Annotated in this window: 16 protein-coding genes; 10 read left to right on the top strand and 6 right to left on the bottom strand. The window is 68.9% G+C overall.

The annotated features are described in order from the left end of the window. Positions 1–46: 46 nt before the first annotated feature. The 4 genes from ABFX50_RS33150 (at position 47) to ABFX50_RS33135 (ending at position 2437) form a co-directional block, all read left to right on the top strand. Positions 47–628 carry a dihydrofolate reductase family protein gene (locus tag ABFX50_RS33150; RefSeq protein ID WP_346151967.1) on the top strand — a complete coding sequence of 194 codons (582 nt, stop codon included), beginning with the start codon at positions 47–49 and terminating at the stop codon, positions 626–628. Positions 629–912: 284 nt separating this feature from the next. Further along, on the top strand, positions 913–1350 hold the full coding sequence (locus tag ABFX50_RS33145; protein ID WP_346151965.1) for a MarR family winged helix-turn-helix transcriptional regulator: 438 nt from the start codon (positions 913–915) through the stop codon (positions 1348–1350). Further along, the gene (locus ABFX50_RS33140; RefSeq protein ID WP_346151963.1) at positions 1347–2189 is read left to right on the top strand and encodes an alpha/beta fold hydrolase; all 843 of its coding nucleotides are present in this window, start codon (positions 1347–1349) and stop codon (positions 2187–2189) included. Before ABFX50_RS33145 ends, ABFX50_RS33140 begins: the two co-directional genes overlap by 4 nt. Before the next feature lie 77 nt (positions 2190–2266). Continuing rightward, positions 2267–2437, top strand: coding sequence for a hypothetical protein (locus tag ABFX50_RS33135; protein ID WP_346151961.1), 171 nt, complete (start codon positions 2267–2269; stop codon positions 2435–2437). A gap of 211 nt (positions 2438–2648) precedes the next feature. On the opposite strand, the gene ABFX50_RS33130 is transcribed toward ABFX50_RS33135, so the two are convergent. The 5 genes from ABFX50_RS33130 to ABFX50_RS33110 form a co-directional block, all read right to left on the bottom strand. Beyond that, positions 2649–3833 carry a sigma-70 family RNA polymerase sigma factor gene (locus ABFX50_RS33130; RefSeq protein ID WP_346151959.1) on the bottom strand — a complete coding sequence of 395 codons (1185 nt, stop codon included), beginning with the start codon at positions 3831–3833 and terminating at the stop codon, positions 2649–2651. A 243-nt stretch (positions 3834–4076) separates the two neighbouring features. After that, positions 4077–4739, bottom strand: a complete 663-nt coding sequence (locus tag ABFX50_RS33125; RefSeq protein ID WP_346151957.1) for an NAD(P)H-dependent oxidoreductase — start codon at positions 4737–4739, stop codon at positions 4077–4079. Positions 4740–4783: 44 nt separating this feature from the next. Then, on the bottom strand, positions 4784–7567 hold the full coding sequence (locus tag ABFX50_RS33120) for an AAA family ATPase (protein WP_346151956.1): 2784 nt from the start codon (positions 7565–7567) through the stop codon (positions 4784–4786). A gap of 35 nt (positions 7568–7602) precedes the next feature. After that, positions 7603–8577, bottom strand: a complete 975-nt coding sequence (locus ABFX50_RS33115) for a zinc-binding dehydrogenase (protein ID WP_346151954.1) — start codon at positions 8575–8577, stop codon at positions 7603–7605. A 2-nt stretch (positions 8578–8579) separates the two neighbouring features. After that, positions 8580–9146 carry an NADPH-dependent FMN reductase gene (locus tag ABFX50_RS33110; protein ID WP_346151952.1) on the bottom strand — a complete coding sequence of 189 codons (567 nt, stop codon included), beginning with the start codon at positions 9144–9146 and terminating at the stop codon, positions 8580–8582. 170 nt (positions 9147–9316) lie between these two features. Between ABFX50_RS33110 and ABFX50_RS33105 the strand changes: the two genes are divergently transcribed. Genes ABFX50_RS33105 through ABFX50_RS33095 form a run of 3 tightly spaced genes read left to right on the top strand, consistent with a single transcriptional unit; the run spans position 9317 to position 11368 of the window. Further along, positions 9317–9919 carry a DsbA family oxidoreductase gene (locus ABFX50_RS33105; protein WP_346151950.1) on the top strand — a complete coding sequence of 201 codons (603 nt, stop codon included), beginning with the start codon at positions 9317–9319 and terminating at the stop codon, positions 9917–9919. 26 nt (positions 9920–9945) lie between these two features. Then, entirely contained in the window at positions 9946–10899 is a 954-nt protein-coding gene (locus ABFX50_RS33100; protein ID WP_346151948.1) for an alpha/beta fold hydrolase, read from the top strand. Between the two features lie 52 nt (positions 10900–10951). Next, positions 10952–11368 carry an SgcJ/EcaC family oxidoreductase gene (locus tag ABFX50_RS33095; protein ID WP_346151946.1) on the top strand — a complete coding sequence of 139 codons (417 nt, stop codon included), beginning with the start codon at positions 10952–10954 and terminating at the stop codon, positions 11366–11368. 262 nt (positions 11369–11630) lie between these two features. On the opposite strand, the gene ABFX50_RS33090 is transcribed toward ABFX50_RS33095, so the two are convergent. Next, entirely contained in the window at positions 11631–12197 is a 567-nt protein-coding gene (locus ABFX50_RS33090) for a TetR/AcrR family transcriptional regulator (protein ID WP_346151944.1), read from the bottom strand. A gap of 51 nt (positions 12198–12248) precedes the next feature. Here ABFX50_RS33090 and ABFX50_RS33085 point away from each other — a divergent pair, with 51 nt between their 5' ends. From ABFX50_RS33085 to ABFX50_RS33075, 3 genes are all read left to right on the top strand, one after another. Beyond that, entirely contained in the window at positions 12249–12944 is a 696-nt protein-coding gene (locus ABFX50_RS33085; RefSeq protein WP_346152191.1) for a class I SAM-dependent methyltransferase, read from the top strand. Then, positions 12941–13918 carry an SDR family NAD(P)-dependent oxidoreductase gene (locus ABFX50_RS33080; protein WP_346151942.1) on the top strand — a complete coding sequence of 326 codons (978 nt, stop codon included), beginning with the start codon at positions 12941–12943 and terminating at the stop codon, positions 13916–13918. The genes ABFX50_RS33085 and ABFX50_RS33080 overlap by 4 nt, the downstream gene beginning before the upstream one ends. A 244-nt stretch (positions 13919–14162) precedes the next feature. Next, the gene (locus ABFX50_RS33075; RefSeq protein WP_346151940.1) at positions 14163–14600 is read left to right on the top strand and encodes an SRPBCC family protein; all 438 of its coding nucleotides are present in this window, start codon (positions 14163–14165) and stop codon (positions 14598–14600) included. The last annotated feature ends 31 nt before the right edge of the window (positions 14601–14631 follow it).

Genomic DNA, 14631 nt, shown 5'->3' with positions numbered 1-14631 from the left:
GCCCGGCAAGACGCCAAGTTCAACGCACCGCGACGGAGAACGAAAGATGCGCAAGATCATTGTGTCGATGTGGACGACGCTCGACGGATTCGTCGCCGGTCCGCGAGACGAGATGGACTGGTTGCAGATCGACGAGCAGGTGCTCAGGTATGAGCGGGAGCTGGTGGAGGGCTCCGGTGGCCTGCTGCTGGGGCGGATCACGCACGCCGACTTCGCCGGCCACTGGCCGCGGGCCGCACAGGACCCTGACGAAGCGGAGGAGGTGCGGAGATACGCCCGACGGGTCGACACCATGGAGAAAATCGTCATCTCCGCTTCGGGAAGCATCGCGGCGTGGCAGAACACCCGCAGACACGAACGCGTGGACCCGGACGAGATCATCGAACTCAAGCGCGGCCACGGCGGGGACATCGTGGTCTACGGCAGCCTAGGAGTGATCTGGTCTCTCGTTGAGCTCGGGCTCGTCGACGAGTTCCATCTGCTGGTACATCCCGTGTTCCTGCGCGACGGCAAGGCTCTGTTCGAGGGCGGCCGACCACCGCAACGGCTGGAGCTGATCTCCGCCGAGCCGTTCACTTCAGGAGTCGTCCTGATGAAGTACCGGCCGGTCGACCGCGCCGCCTCCTGAATCCCGAGGCGGCCGGCGATACGGCATCGTCGGGCGCGCTCGGTCTGGGCGGCCATGCGCGTTGGCGGGCCTACCAGGCGGACAGCACAAGAATCTGATCTTGTCGATAATCGCGGCCATTGCCGGAGTCAGGCGGAGCACCTCGTGCATTTCCAGCAGGGCGTCGATCTGGGCTTTGGCGACGTCGACCGCGTCGCCCCGCCGCGCGGCTCCCGGTCTCGCCGCTTGTGCCAGCAAGCTCTGGAGTACCTTGCAATGCTAAGTTAGAATGCTAAGTTATGTGTGTGGAACGCAACCTCAGCCTCAACCTGCACGTGCTCGTCGCCCGCCTTGACCGGGCGGCCGACCGGATCCTGCGGGCCGAGCACAACATCTCCTACAGCCGCTTTCTTGCGCTGGCCCTGGTAGGCGAGCTGGGCGTCTCAACGCAACGCGCCCTTGCCGACGGCCTGGGTGTGACCGAGCCGTCGGTGAGCCGCATGACCGCCGTCCTTGCCACCGAGGGGCTTCTCGATGTCCAGCCCGACCCTGCGGGTGGGAACCGCCGGCAGCTCAGCCTCACCGACGAGGGAAAACAAGTCGTGGCCTCGCTCCGGCAGGAGTTCGAGGAAAGGCTGGCCGCCCTGGTCGCACACAGCGGTGTGCCCTACGCCGAGTTCGCCGAGCACACCGCGACGCTGCTCGCGACGTTGGACCGCGCGGAACGGGAGTCAACCAGATGAAGCAGGCCAACCAGATCCCGCAGACGCATCAGCGCACAGTCTCCTCAACCGACGGCACGCCGATCAGCTATCAAACGATAGGCGCAGGGCCGGGCCTCATCGTGCTCGGCGGCGCTCTGCGAACCTCGCAGGACTACCTGCCGCTGGCCTCCGCTCTGGCCCGCTCCTTCACTGTGCACGTCGTCGACCGGCGAGGACGCGGCGCCAGCGGCCCTCAGGGGCCCCAGTACACCCTGGGCAAGGAAGTGGAAGACCTGCTGGCCGTCCAGGCGGAGACCGGCGCGCGGCTGGCATTCGGCCACAGTTACGGCGGCCTTGTCATCCTTGAGACCGCACGGTCGTTCCAGGTGTTCGAGCGCATCGCGGTCTACGAGCCCGGAGTTGCCGTCGGCCCCCTTTCCACAGACTGGATGGCCCCTTACCAGGAACGGCTGGCCGCAGACGATCCCTATGGCGCGTTCGTCCATTTCATAAAAGGCTCGGGCGGCGCGCCCGCCTTCGTGTCCAAGCTGCCGTACTGGTATCTGCGGATGGCGTTGCGTGTCGGGTTCCGCGGGCCGAGTTGGCAGCGGATGCGGCCGCTTCTGGAGGTCAACCTGGCCGAGCACGAGCAGATGGCGGGCCAACAGGGCCGGCTTGCCGCGTTCGCGGCGGTCACCGCTCCGGTGCTGCTGCTGTGCGGGGGTCGTACGCCGCGGGCGACCAGAGCGGAGTTCGATGCTGTACGCGACGCCCTTCCCCAGGCCACACTCGAAAGTGTGCCCGGCCTGGACCATTTCGGGCCGGAAGGGAAAACGGCCCCGGTTGTGGCCGAGCGCACCCTGCAGTTCCTCCTTTGACGTTCAGCCCGCGCCCTGTCCAGACCCTTTCCCGTCCAGCTGTGGTGACGCACAACTGTCGCCCGGCGTTCAGCGTGATGCTCCTGGCTTTTGCGGCCTATGTCGTCGGCGCGATCGTGGCCAGGCTGCGTGCCAGGGCTCCGGCCACCGGCGAAGGGGTCGCGCGCCGGGCATCCCGGGTGCTGTTGGCCAGCGGGGGGCTCGTCTTCGTGCCGTGGGAGGTGTACTGGGGGCTGCTCACCCCCTGAGCGGTGGGGCGGCCATCGATTCGGATTCGCCGAAGCCGACGCCCTGCGTTGTCGGAGATGTCGAGGCGCTGCTGTGGCGCCTGAACGACGCGTTTGAACTCCTCTACGAGGCCCTCACCGAAGCGGTGATCGGCATTCAGGCGGGGGATGGAGCCGGCTCAGGCGACCGACTCATGGCGCGGTGCGGACGGCGTGTCTCGTCGTGACCTCGCTACAGTGCGCTCGGTATGCCGAACGAAGGAAGCAGGTCTTCCTTACCGAACACGGTGATTCGGCTGATGCCGCCCGGCGTGACGGTGAGGACGGCGAGGCCGAAGGCGTCGTAGGTGCCGTTCTCCCCGCGTAGGTAGGCGGCGGCGGCGGGCTGCCCGTTGGCCTGGACGGCCACCATCCGCCAGGTTCCGGGAGAGCCCAGCGCCCGGGCGAGGTGACGCAGGCAGGTGTCCAGCCCGGAGAACCACGTGGAGTAGCCGACCATCTCCAGCGCGGCGTCCTTGCGCAGGGCCCGTTCCAGAGCCGCCAGATCCGCCTTCTCGAAGGCGGTCATGTACTGCTCCAGCAGGTCCTGGACACCATGCTCGGTGGGTTTCTCGTGCGTGGTGTCTAGGCCGGTCAGGGCCGCGCGAGCGCGCTGCAGCGAGCTCTTGACCGCGGGCACGGAGGTCTCCAGCATGGCCGCCACGTTCGCGGCAGGGAATTCCAGCACCTCGCGCAGCAGGTAGACCGCCCGCTGCCGCGGCGTCAGCTTCTGGAGGCTGGCAATGAGGGCGAGACGCAGTTGTTCGCGCGAGGTGACGATGGAGGCGGGGTCGCCCGGGCCGGGCGTGACCATCGTGTCGGGGATCGGCTGCAGCCAGAGCACGTCTCCGCCCGCCGCTTCGGGCGGGGCATCGGGGTCACCGAACGCCGCCCCGAGGCCGGAGGGCAGCTCACGCCGGCTGCGTTGCTTGCGCTCGTTCAGGCAGGCGTTGGTGGCGATCGTGTAGAGCCAGGTACGCAGAGACGAGCGGCCTTCGAACTTCTCAAAGCCGCGCCAGGCGCGCAGGTAGGTCTCCTGCACCAGGTCTTCGGCTTCGTGCACCGAGCCCATCATGCGGTAACAGTGCGCCAGCAGCTCGCGACGGTATGGCTCCGCGAGCGCGGCGAACTCCTCGTGCGTGCTCACCGTGGTCCTCTCCCGCCTGTTGTGTCGACTCTCGCTGAGCCTCACCAATGAGGACCATCCAGGGCGGCAAAAGGAATCGCCGCCGAGCGGTCCAAAGACAGCCGAGCGGTCCAAAGACAAGGGCAGGCGAAGAAATCGGCCGATCCCGCCGGCGCCTACGACACCTGGGTCCTCTCCCGAAACGACGGCTAGTTCGAAGTGATCAAAGGTCCAGCACGTCCAGGGCCCCATCGATTGAGGAGGTCTCCAGGTGCCGGACGGTGGCATGCAGCGTCGCGTTGCGCCGTGGGTCTTCCCGCAGCGTGGGTGCCTTGAACGCCATCCCGTACCCGGCAGCAACTGGCCTGGGGTGCCTGCGTGGATGGTGTTCGGCTGGATCTCCCCGAGGCATGCGCATGCTCGACACGAGGCGTGGTATCGGCACCTACGTCACCATGAGCAGAGCAGGGAGCCGCCGGTCACAACCGCCAACCCCTATGCGTCGGCGTCGCGCGGGTCGAGCAGGGCGGCTGCGTGCCGGCGGGCCTCTTGCAGCCAGTGGTCCCGTTGCCGTTCGTTCGCGTCCGTCACGGTGCGGAAGACGATCCTGCGCAAGTCCGTGATCCCGACGTAGGGCAGCACGCAGGCGCTCCAGATCCGCTGCAGCGGGTCGCCGAACTCGTCCCGCTCGCGTTCCGCGGGGGTGTCGGAGGTGTTGAGCACCAGCGCCCGCCCGGCCTTCAGCAGCCCGGTGGGCTCGCCGTCGGCGGTGCCAAGCTTGTAGGCGACGCCGGGGACGAGCACGCGCTGCACCCAGCCGGCCAGCATCGCGGGCGGCATGCCCCACCAGTTGGGATGCACGAATACCAGGGCGTCAAGCTCGGCGACCTCGGCCCGGTGTGCCTGGACCAGGTCGTCGGCAGAGGGTGCGACGTCCGCCACGGTCTCGGTCTCCGCGGCTGACAGGGCCGGGGCGAAGCCCTCGGCGTACAGGTCGTGCGCGCGGACTTCGACATTCAGGCCGCGGAGTTCGTCCACCACCGCGTCAAACAGGGCCCCGTTGAAGCTGTCCGGCCGGGGGTGAGCGAGATAGACGCCGATACGCATGGGCATGTCCTTTTCGTTGTGGGCAAGCTGGATGACCTGCGCGGATGGCATTATCGGCAGGTTCGTCGGGCAGGGCCGGTGCGGGGGAGCTACCTTCAACGGTGCCGGCCGACTCCGCTCGGCGCATCCGTGCTGTGTCCCTCCCGTGCTGAGCGGGCGGGGTTCAGGAGAGCGGGCAATTCCCCTCGGGAGGTGACGCCGAGTTTGGGGTAGGCGTTGTACAAGTGGTAGCCGACGGTTCGTGGGCTGAGGAACAGCTGAGCGGCGATGTCGCGGTTGCTGAGCCCGGTGGCTGCCAGCTTGGCGACCTGGAGTTCCTGGGGAGTGAGGCGGCTCAGCAGGTCGAGGTTCTGAGTTCGGGAGGGCAGGCTCTCGCCTGTGGCGCGCAGTTCGGCGCCCGTGCGCTCGGCCCACGGCTTGGCGCCGAGTTGTTCGAAGACCTCCAGCGCCGAGCGTAGCGGGGAGCGGGCGTCGGTCTTGCGTTGCTGCCTGCGTAGCCATTCCCCGTACAGCAGGTGGGTACGGGCTCGTTCGAACGGCGGGTCGTGCTGGTGACGGTGCAGGTGGACGGCTCGGGCCCAGGCGTCGTCTCCGCCGTTCAGCATCGCCTGGCAGCGGGCAGCGATCGCGTGTGCCCAGGGGTGCGCGGTGTGGTGGGCCCAGCCTGCGTACCGGCGGGCCGCATCGTGGGCGCAGTCCGGCTGGCCAGCTCGTATGGCGGCCTCGGCGAGGTCTGGCAGGCTGTGGACCGTGACCAGCTTGTTAGGACCCTGTACGGCCTCGAACAGCCTCTCCAGGGCGGCATCGTGCCTGCCGAGGCTGAGGTCGAGCAGGGCTGTGATGGCCGTGGCCCGCGTGTGGCCCGGGGCGGTTCCGTGTGCCATGATCTGGGCCGTCAGTTCTCCGCAGCGTTCCTGGTCACCCTCGATGGCGGCGAGGTGGGCGAGAACTGCGCGCAGGAAGACGAGGTTGTGGGTCTGGCCGATGTCGTGTGCGATGCGTAGTCCCTCGGCCGCGTTGGCACGGGCGTCGCGGTGAGCGCCGCGCCACAACTGGGTGCGGGCGAGCAGCATCAGGGCGCGGGGCAGCACGCCGATCGCGCCTTGGGCCCTGCTCTCGCGTTCCAGGCTGACAGCCTGGTCGTGCGCGGCACGGTAATCGCCGAGCAGGAGCTCCCACCAGGTGATCTTGGCGCTCTCGCGCAGGCCGCGCGGGTAGGCGCTCAGATCGCGGTCGAGCAGCAGGCGCACGGCGAGCGCCGCCTCTGCCGCCCCGTCCCCCGTCCCGTTGAGCCGGGCCTCGGGCTCGGCTCCGCTCAGCGCGGCGATGTGGCCGGCCAGCTCGCCGATGCGTGGGGCGCCGGCCAGGCGCAACCGTAGCGCTTGGTCGGCCGCTGCCCGTACCGCCGTGAAGTCTCCCACGGTCCAGGCCCTCTCAACGGCGGAGAACAATAGGTCGGCCGCGAGATCGGGCTCATGTCCTGCGACGGCGCAGGCCGCCTCGGCCAAGAATTGGTGCGCGAAGGTGGCGCTGCTGCGCTCGTCGGCCAGGTCGGCTCTGAACTTGGCCACCATGGCCCGGGCCACCGGGTCGGCGATCAGCGCGGCCGCATCGTCGGCGAGGATCGCCGCGCGATCCAACTGGCCCGCGTCGGCGGCGGCGCGGGCGGCGTGGGCCAGACGGCGCCCGCGCTCGCGAGGGTCGGCGCTGAGCCTGGCGGCGCGCTCGTAGGCGGCGGCGACGACGGCGTGCCCGCCGCGCTCGCGTGCGCTCTGCGCATGGCGTTCGAGCTCGGCCGCCACCTGTTCGTCCGGTCCGGTGCTCGCCGCGGCCAGATGCCACGCTCGCCGCCCTCCTTCGAGCACCTCGGCGAGGGCCCGGTGCACGGCCAGCCGATGGCTGACGGTGGCGCTGCGGTAGGCGGCTGTTCTGATCAGTGGGTGCCGGAACACCAGGCGTTCGTCGGTCATGACCAGAAGGCGCTTGTTCTCGGCAGGTTCCAGATCGGCCAAGCCGGCGCCGAGCCGCCCGGCCGCGGCGAAGACCGTGGCCGGGTCGCCGCCTTCCTCTGCGGCGGCCACCAGGAGCAAGGTCTGGGTCGCCTCGGGCAGCGTGGCGATGCGGTCGGCGAAGGTCTGCTGGATGCGGCTGAAGGTCGAGGGGACACGAACGGCGTACGGCTCCGCCGCGAACTGGCCCTCCCGTTGGGCGGCGGGCAGTTCCAGCAGGGCCAGCGGGTTGCCCCTGGCCTCCTGGAGAATCCGGTCACGCGCGTACCTGGGCAGGTCGGCAGCATGCTCGGCGAGTAGCCGCGCCGCGACCTCCGGGGCCAAGCCCGCCAGCCGCAGCTCGGCCACTCCCGGCGCGGCGAACGACGGGGCGTGGACGTCACGCGCGCCGAACAGCATGACGACGCCTTCGGCCTCCAGGCGCCGGGCGGCGAACAGCAGCGCCTCGGCCGAGGCGCTGTCGAGCCAGTGCGCGTCGTCGATGACGCACAGCACGGGCCGCTCGTCGGCCAGGTCGGCGAGGAGGGTGAGCACACCCAGGCCGACCAGGAATCGGTCGCCGTCCAGGACGGCGGCCATCCCGAAGGCGCCGCGCAACGCCTGCGCCTGTCGTTGCGGCAGCGCGCCGATCCGGTCGAGCGTCCCCTTGAGCAACAGGTGCAGCCCCGCGAACGGCAGCCCGCTCTCCGACTCGATCCCGGCTCCGCGCAGAACGCGCAGGTCGCCGGCGGCCTCGACGGCGTGGTCGAGCAGGGCGGTCTTGCCGATCCCCGCCTCGCCCCTGAGAACGAGCGCGCCGCTCATCCCGTTGCGCGCCCCCTCCAGGAGCCGGTTGATGATGGCCATTTCGTCGGGCCGCCCCTGAAGCATTCCGGAATATTACCTTTCGACCATTTCGGGCGCAGTTACGGGATCAGTATCACTTTGCCCGTTGTACGTCTGGACTCCAGGGCCGCGTGCGCGGCGGCTGCGTCGGACAGGGCGAATCGCTGGACCAGGGGGTCGAGCAGGCCGTTCGCGACCTGAGCGAGGGCACGTTCCTCAAGCCTGCGCACACCGCCCGGCCGGCTCAGCAAACCGGGTCCGGGCGCGGCGCAGAGGGTCAGCCCGCGTTCGTACAGCTCGCGGGGGGACACCTCGACGGGATGTCCGCTCAGCCAGCCGTACATGATCAATCGACCGCCGTACCCCAGGAGATCCAGCGCCTCGCGGGCGATGCCGCCGCCGATCCCGTCGAAGGCAGCTGTGAGCTCCCTGCCGTCCAATTCGTCGCGCAGGTGCTCTGCCCACTCGGGCCGGGTGTAGTCGATCGCGACCGCCGCGCCGAGCCGTCGGGCGATGGCGGTCTTGGAGGGGCCGCCCGCCGTGCCGACAACGGTCGCGCCGACGCGCGCTGCTGCCTGGACGAGCAGGCTGCCCACCCCACCCGCCGCAGCGGGTATCAGCACGACGTCCTGAGAGGTCAGGCGGGCGGCATCCATGATGCCGACCGCAGCACGACCGGTGCCGACGGCGGCCACGGCCGCGTGATCGGGCAGGCCGTCCGGGATCTCGTGCACCGCCGCCACCTCGCGCACTGCAAGCTCGGCGTAGCCGCCGCTGGCCAGGCCCAGGCAGGTGACCACCCGCCGGCCGAGCCAGCAGGCCGCGACGTCCTCCCCCAGCGCCTCGACTACGCCGGCGACCTCTCTGCCGGGAATCATCGGCAGGTCGGGCAGCCAGCGATGGGTCCCTTCCCTGACGGCGACGTCGAGCCAGGTGACCCCGGCCGCGGCGACCGCGATGCGCACCTGGCCGGGACCGGGACGGGGGGCCGGGACGTCTGACTTGTAGACCAGCTTCCGCGCGTCGCCGAAGGCGTACTGCCTCACAACCTGCACGATCAGGCTCCGTACGGGTGCTCGGCCTTGGCGTTCTTCAACGTGCGGCCCCACCACAGCAGCTGGTCCAGCATCGCCTTGGCCGCCCGCTCGGGACCGGCCGGGTCGCGGTGCCTGCCCTGGGCGTCGAAGTGGTGCCAAGGGTCGGTGAAGCTGATCGTGTCCCTGATCGTGACCGCATGCAGCTCAGCGAAGACTCCGCGCAGCGCCTGGGCCGCGTGCTGGCCGCCGGAGATCCCACCGTAGGAGATCAACCCCACCGGCTTGGCCTGCCACTCGGTGTAGTGCCAGTCGATGACGTTCTTGACCGAGGCGGGGAAGCTGCGGTTGTACTCCGGTGTCACCACCACGAACGCGTCCGCCGCGCTCAGACGCTGCGACAGATCGGCCAGCCACGGCGTGGGCGGGAGCCCCGGCGGCAGCGTCACGGGCAGGTCGACCTCGGCAAGATCGACCACGTCGAGCTGGATCCCGCCGTACGCCCTGGCCTGAGCGACGAACCAGTCGGCCACGACCGGCCCGAACCGGCCCTGTCTGGTGCTGCCGATGATGACCGCCACGTTCAGCATGATGTTCTCTTCTCATCCGGGTCGAGTGGACGAGGACGACGGTAGGACCGCACAGGGTGACGGCTCCTCTGTCGATCGACTGGGTATGCCCGCCCAGGCGATACCGGGACGGCCGATCCCAGTCACTTGACAGAGGCCCCGGCCAAGAAACCGCTCCTAGCGTGGGCGGCATGAACACGACCGTCCAGTTCGTTGCTGACATTCCCTGCGTGTGGTCCTACTTCGGTTACACCCGTCTGCGGCGGGTCCTGGCCCGATTCCGCGCCCAAGGGGGACGGGCTGACGTCGTGTTCCGCCCCTACCAGCTGGATCCCGACGCCACCGTGGCAGGAGAGCCGAAAATGGAGGTGCTGCGCCGCGCCTTCGGCCAGGACGCGGCCTCAGCCGTGGCCGCGATCACGGCCAAGGCCGAGACGGAGGGCCTGCGGCTGCGTCATGACAAGGCCGTCTACTCCAACACCTTCGAGGCGCACCGCATCATCGCGGTGGCCGCCCGGCAAGGGCTGGGAGAGGAGATGGCCGAGCGGTTGTTCCGCGCCCATCACACCGACGAGCTCAACGTCGCCGACGTGGACACCCTCAAAGGGCTCGCCGCCGAAACCGGCGTCCGATGGAGTGATGAAGGCGCCGACGAACTGCGCGCCGAGCTCGACCGGGTCCGGCGCTCGGGCGTTCGCGGCGTGCCGGTGTTCCAGTTCCCCGGTCGGCCGCCGCTCACCGGAGCCCAGTCCGAGCAGGCCCTTCAGGCCGCGCTCGCCGCGTACCTGCCGTGACCGACCGCCCCAGGAAAGGAAGAGACATGACCGAGATCATCCACCGTCACATACAGGTCGCAGACCTCCGCATGCACGTCGCCGAGGCAGGCACGGGCCCGCTGGTCGTCCTGCTCCACGGCTTCCCTGAGTCGTGGTACTCCTGGCGCCACCAACTGCTCGCCCTGGCGGCGGCCGGATATCGCGCGGTGGCACCCGACCAGCGCGGGTACGGCGGCACCGATCGACCCAATGCCGTCGAGGACTACACCATCCTGCACACGGTCGGCGACGTCATCGGCCTGATCGCGGCGCTCGGAGAGGAGCAGGCGGTGGTGGCCGGCCACGACTGGGGTTCCGGCGTCGCCTGGAACAGCGCTCTGATGCGGCCCGACCGGGTACGTGGAGTCATCGCCCTGGGCGGTCCGTACGGGCCCCGGCCCGCCGCTCCGCCGCTGGCCACCATGCGCAAGGAAGCCGGCGAGAACTTCTACGTCGCCTACCTCCAGCGGCCCGGAGTCGCCGACCGCGAACTCTCCCAGGACCCTCGCACCACGGTGCGCCGAGCCCTCTTCGGCGCTTCCGGCGAGGCGTACCCGTGGAATCCGATCGTCCCAGAGGACGGCGGGCTCCTGGACACCTGGCGCGAACCTGAGCAACTGCCCGATTGGCTGACCGAGGCCGACCTCGACGTCTACGCCGCGGACTTCGCACGCACCGGCTTCACCGGCGCCCTGAACTGGTTCCGCAACCTCGACCGCAACTGGGCGCTGACGAGCGCATGGCAGGACGCTGTGATCCTCCCCCCGGCCCTCTACATCACCGGCGACAGAGACACCGCCGCCGCTCTACCGGGAGGCAAGGAGCTGATCGCCGGCCGTTCGACCGTCGTTCCGAACCAGCGAGGAGCGGTCGTCCTGCCCGGCTGCGGCCACTGGACCCAGCAGGAACGCCCCACCGAGGTCAACAAGGCGATCATCAGCTTCCTGGCGTCCCTATGAGGCCGGAACCGACATCTCCATCCATGAACCGACACGCGAAGGAACAAGCACAGTGACCGAGCGGCCCTACGCCTTCCACCTCCCCGCTGATGAGCACGACGTACGCCGGATCGAGGAACTCGTCGCACAGCTCGAGGCCGGCTTCAACCGCAAGGACGCCGCGACGCTCGACGGCCCCTTCACCCGCGACGCAGCCGTGACCGCGCCTGACGGCACGACTCTGCGGGGTTGGGACGAGTTGTTCGCCTACCACACCGCACGCCTGGCAGGTCCTGTCAGCGACTGGAGCACCCACATGTCCGTCCTCAGAGTGAGCCCTTTGAGCCCTGAGATCGCAGTCGTCCACGTACGACAGGACACGACGACCCCGGACAGGACCTTCAGCAACCACGGCCTCCTCGTGGTGACAAAGAAGGATCGGACGTGGTGGATCAGCGCCATGCAGAACACCAACGTGACAGCACCATGACCCTGGTCCTGCCCGACCCCGCGGCAGCCCGAAGTAGCCGGCGTCATGATGGCCGGCCCGCCGACTTCAACCTCGGCATCTCCGGCGCAGTCTGCCGTTCCACCGAACCGGAGCTCCGTCCGAGCTGGTGACGCTCTGACCTGCGAGACACCGTTCGAGCCGGTCTTTCCCGATCGCCTGATGAGACGTGGGGCCAGGTCGAGGCACTCGAAGCCGCCGAACGGGTCCAGCGCCGGTTCTGATCCCGTTTCTCAAGTCCCGGTTAGGGGGCCATGACCGCCAGGACGGTGTCGACGTAGTCGGGGTCGGGCGGGTCGCCGGCCACCAGAAGCCGGAACCAGAGGGGCCCGGTGATCAGATCGGCCAGCACGTCGGGTGCGAAGGCGGGTAGTCGGCCCTCGTCCTGGATCCGCTGAATCTGGGCGACGGTCGTCTGCCTGGTCGGTACATAGATGCGCTGGTGGAACTCCTCGGCCAGAGCCGGATCGTGCTGCACGGCCCCCACGACTCCGGCGATGAGCGGCCCGATGTCCGGCTCGGCGAGCACCCTGGCGATGGAGTGCAGCCAGCCACGCAGATCCTCCAGATGGTCCCCGGTCTGGGGGAAGGAGAGCTCTGTCGCGATGTGCTCCATGAACGCGTCGATGATCACGGCGTGCTTGGAGGGCCACCAGCGGTAGATCGTCGGCTTGCCGACACCGGCTCTTGCCGCGATCCCCTCGATCGTCACTCCGCCGTAGCCGTGCTCCCGGTGCAACTCAAGGGCGGCCCGCAGGATCGCCGCCCGGGAGCGCTCGCTGCGGCGGGAGGAGTCGGCGGTTCTCGTCATGGCCCCGATCATAGCCGTCACGTTACGAAACGTATCGTTTTGCCTTCTGGCATGAGGATGTGCCATGCTCCGCTTCGTTACGTTACGTACCGTTTCGTTGGAGGTTCTGTGGCCATCCTTGTGCAACAAGTGCACGATGCCGCGGTATTCGGGATTGAGTTCGTCAGGACGAACCAGACGACGGGGGCGATCGCTCCCAGCGGGCGGCGACTGTGCCGGGCACTGTCGCGCCATGTGCTTTCCCTCGACACAGGTCCGCGCGCGATTCTCGAGGTCGGACCGGGCACAGGCGCGGTGACGAGGTATATCGCCGCCAGGCTGGGGCCGCGCGACCGGCTGGATCTGGTCGAGGCCAACCCGCGTCTCGCGGCTCGGCTGGAAAGGACGATCGAGGAGGAGCCCGCGCTGACCGGGCGTACCCGGCTATGGGTACGCCCGGTCCAGGAGCAGGCCCTGGCCGACTACGACGCGATCGTGTGCGGGCTGCCGTTCGCCAACTTCGACGCAGACACCGTGCGGTCGATCTTCGATCAGCTGCTGGGGGCATTGAAGCCGGGCGGCAGGCTCTCCTTCTTCGGCTACGCCTGGACGGGAGCCGTAGAACTGCTGGCCCCCTCCAGGGCCGAGACCCGCGGCGTGCTGCGCGACATCGTGCGCAGGCATCAGATCGGACGCGAGCTGGTGACCTGGAACGTGCCACCGGCCTGGGTGCACCACCTGTCCGCCGAGAAGGGAGCCGGGCGATGACCGCGCAAGAGCCCACGCAGGCGGAGGCCGCTCAGGAGCCGGGGGGCCCGCGGCGCGGTCGCCGGGCCTTCTTCGGACTGGCCGCCGCCGCGGCCGGAGCCGCGGGCCTGGCCGGCGCGGTGGCGATCCCGCCCTACCTCACCGAGACGCCCACGAGCGCGCCACCCCCGGCCTCGCCCCGTGGCCGCTTCGACGGCAGAGTGGTCCTCATCACCGGGGCCACGTCAGGCATCGGCGAGGCCACGGCCAAGGCGTTCGCCGCCGAGGGGGCGAAAGTCGGCTTCTGTGGTCGGCGGGCCCACCATGGCCGCCGGGTGGAACAGGAGATCCGCGAGGCTGGCGGCATCGCCCGTTACCTGCAGGCCGACGTGCGCGACCCCGAGCAGCTACGGCGGTTCGTGGACGAGACGGTCGGCGCCTTCGGCCGGCTCGACGTCGCCTTCAACAACGCCGGGATCACCAAGTCGGCGCCTCTGCACGAGATGACTCTCGAGGACTGGACGGATGTGCAGCACACCAACGCCAGAGGGGTCTTTCTGGCCATCAAGTACGAGGTGCCGCACATGCTGAAGAACGGCGGCGTGATCATCTGCACCGCCTCGGAGTCGCGACGCCCTGGAGGCGTGGCCTACAGCTCCAGCAAACAGGCGATCAAGGGCATCGTGGAGGCCGCCTCCATGGACTACGGCTCCAAGGGGATCCGGATCAACGCCATCGCCCCCGGAACGACCGACACCGCGTTGGTGCGGCCGCCGTCTTTGCCCGATGCGGTGTGGGAGGCGTTCAAGCGCGCCTGGGGTCCGCGAAACGCCTCGGGTCTGCAGCGGATGGCCTCGGCGGAGGAGATCGCCAGATCCGTGGTCTCGCTGGCGACCGCCGAGTTCTCCTACATGGCCGGCTCGACAGTCCTGGTCGGCGGGGCGCCGTTCGGCGGTGGCCCGATGAACATGCCGCCTGGATTCCCCGCTGGCTAGGTGCCAGCCCTCGTGCTGGTCACTACGGAGAACCTCGACCGTGTCCCCGCGGTCAACACGCGGTCCCCGTTCTTCATCACCCAACTCGGCCTTCGGCGGCTACGCGACGACGGCCGCGCATCGACATCTCTACGATGCTGACAGGCGGCTTCTCGGAGGAGGGCAAGGCAAGGAGTCCATTCCTCTCCCTGCCGGATCTTCTTCAGCTTCCTGTCCACCTTGCAACCAGAGAACAGGTCCCCTCATGCGACAGATCAGCACGTCAATCGAGATCCATGCCTCACCCCAGCACGTCTGGGCGGTCCTCGTCGACTTCGCCGGCTACAAGGGGTGGAACCCCTTCATCCGGGAGGGCTCGGGCCAGGCCACGGTGGGGAACACGCTGACTTTGCGCATGCATCCAGAGAGCGGCAAGCCGATGACGTTCCGTCCCAAGGTGGTTGCGGCCGAGCCCGGTCGCGCGCTCCGCTGGATCGGGCATCTCATCGTCCCGGGCATCTTCGACGGCACCCACGAGTTCATCCTGACCGCGACGGACAATGGAACGCACCTCGTCCAGGGTGAGACTTTCAACGGCTTCCTGGTGCCCTTTGTTGGAAAGATGATCGCGGGCACCGAAAGGAACTTCGTGCGGATGAACGAGGCATTGAAGAAGCACGTAGAGGGCCAGGAACTCCTCTAGGGTCTATACGGAATTGAGGTCGGAGGGATGC

The organism is Nonomuraea recticatena (assembly GCF_039533245.1).
GTDB lineage: Bacteria > Actinomycetota > Actinomycetes > Streptosporangiales > Streptosporangiaceae > Nonomuraea > Nonomuraea roseola.
Note: the sequence above shows the minus strand (reverse complement) of the source record. Positions and strands in the feature narration are given on the sequence as shown.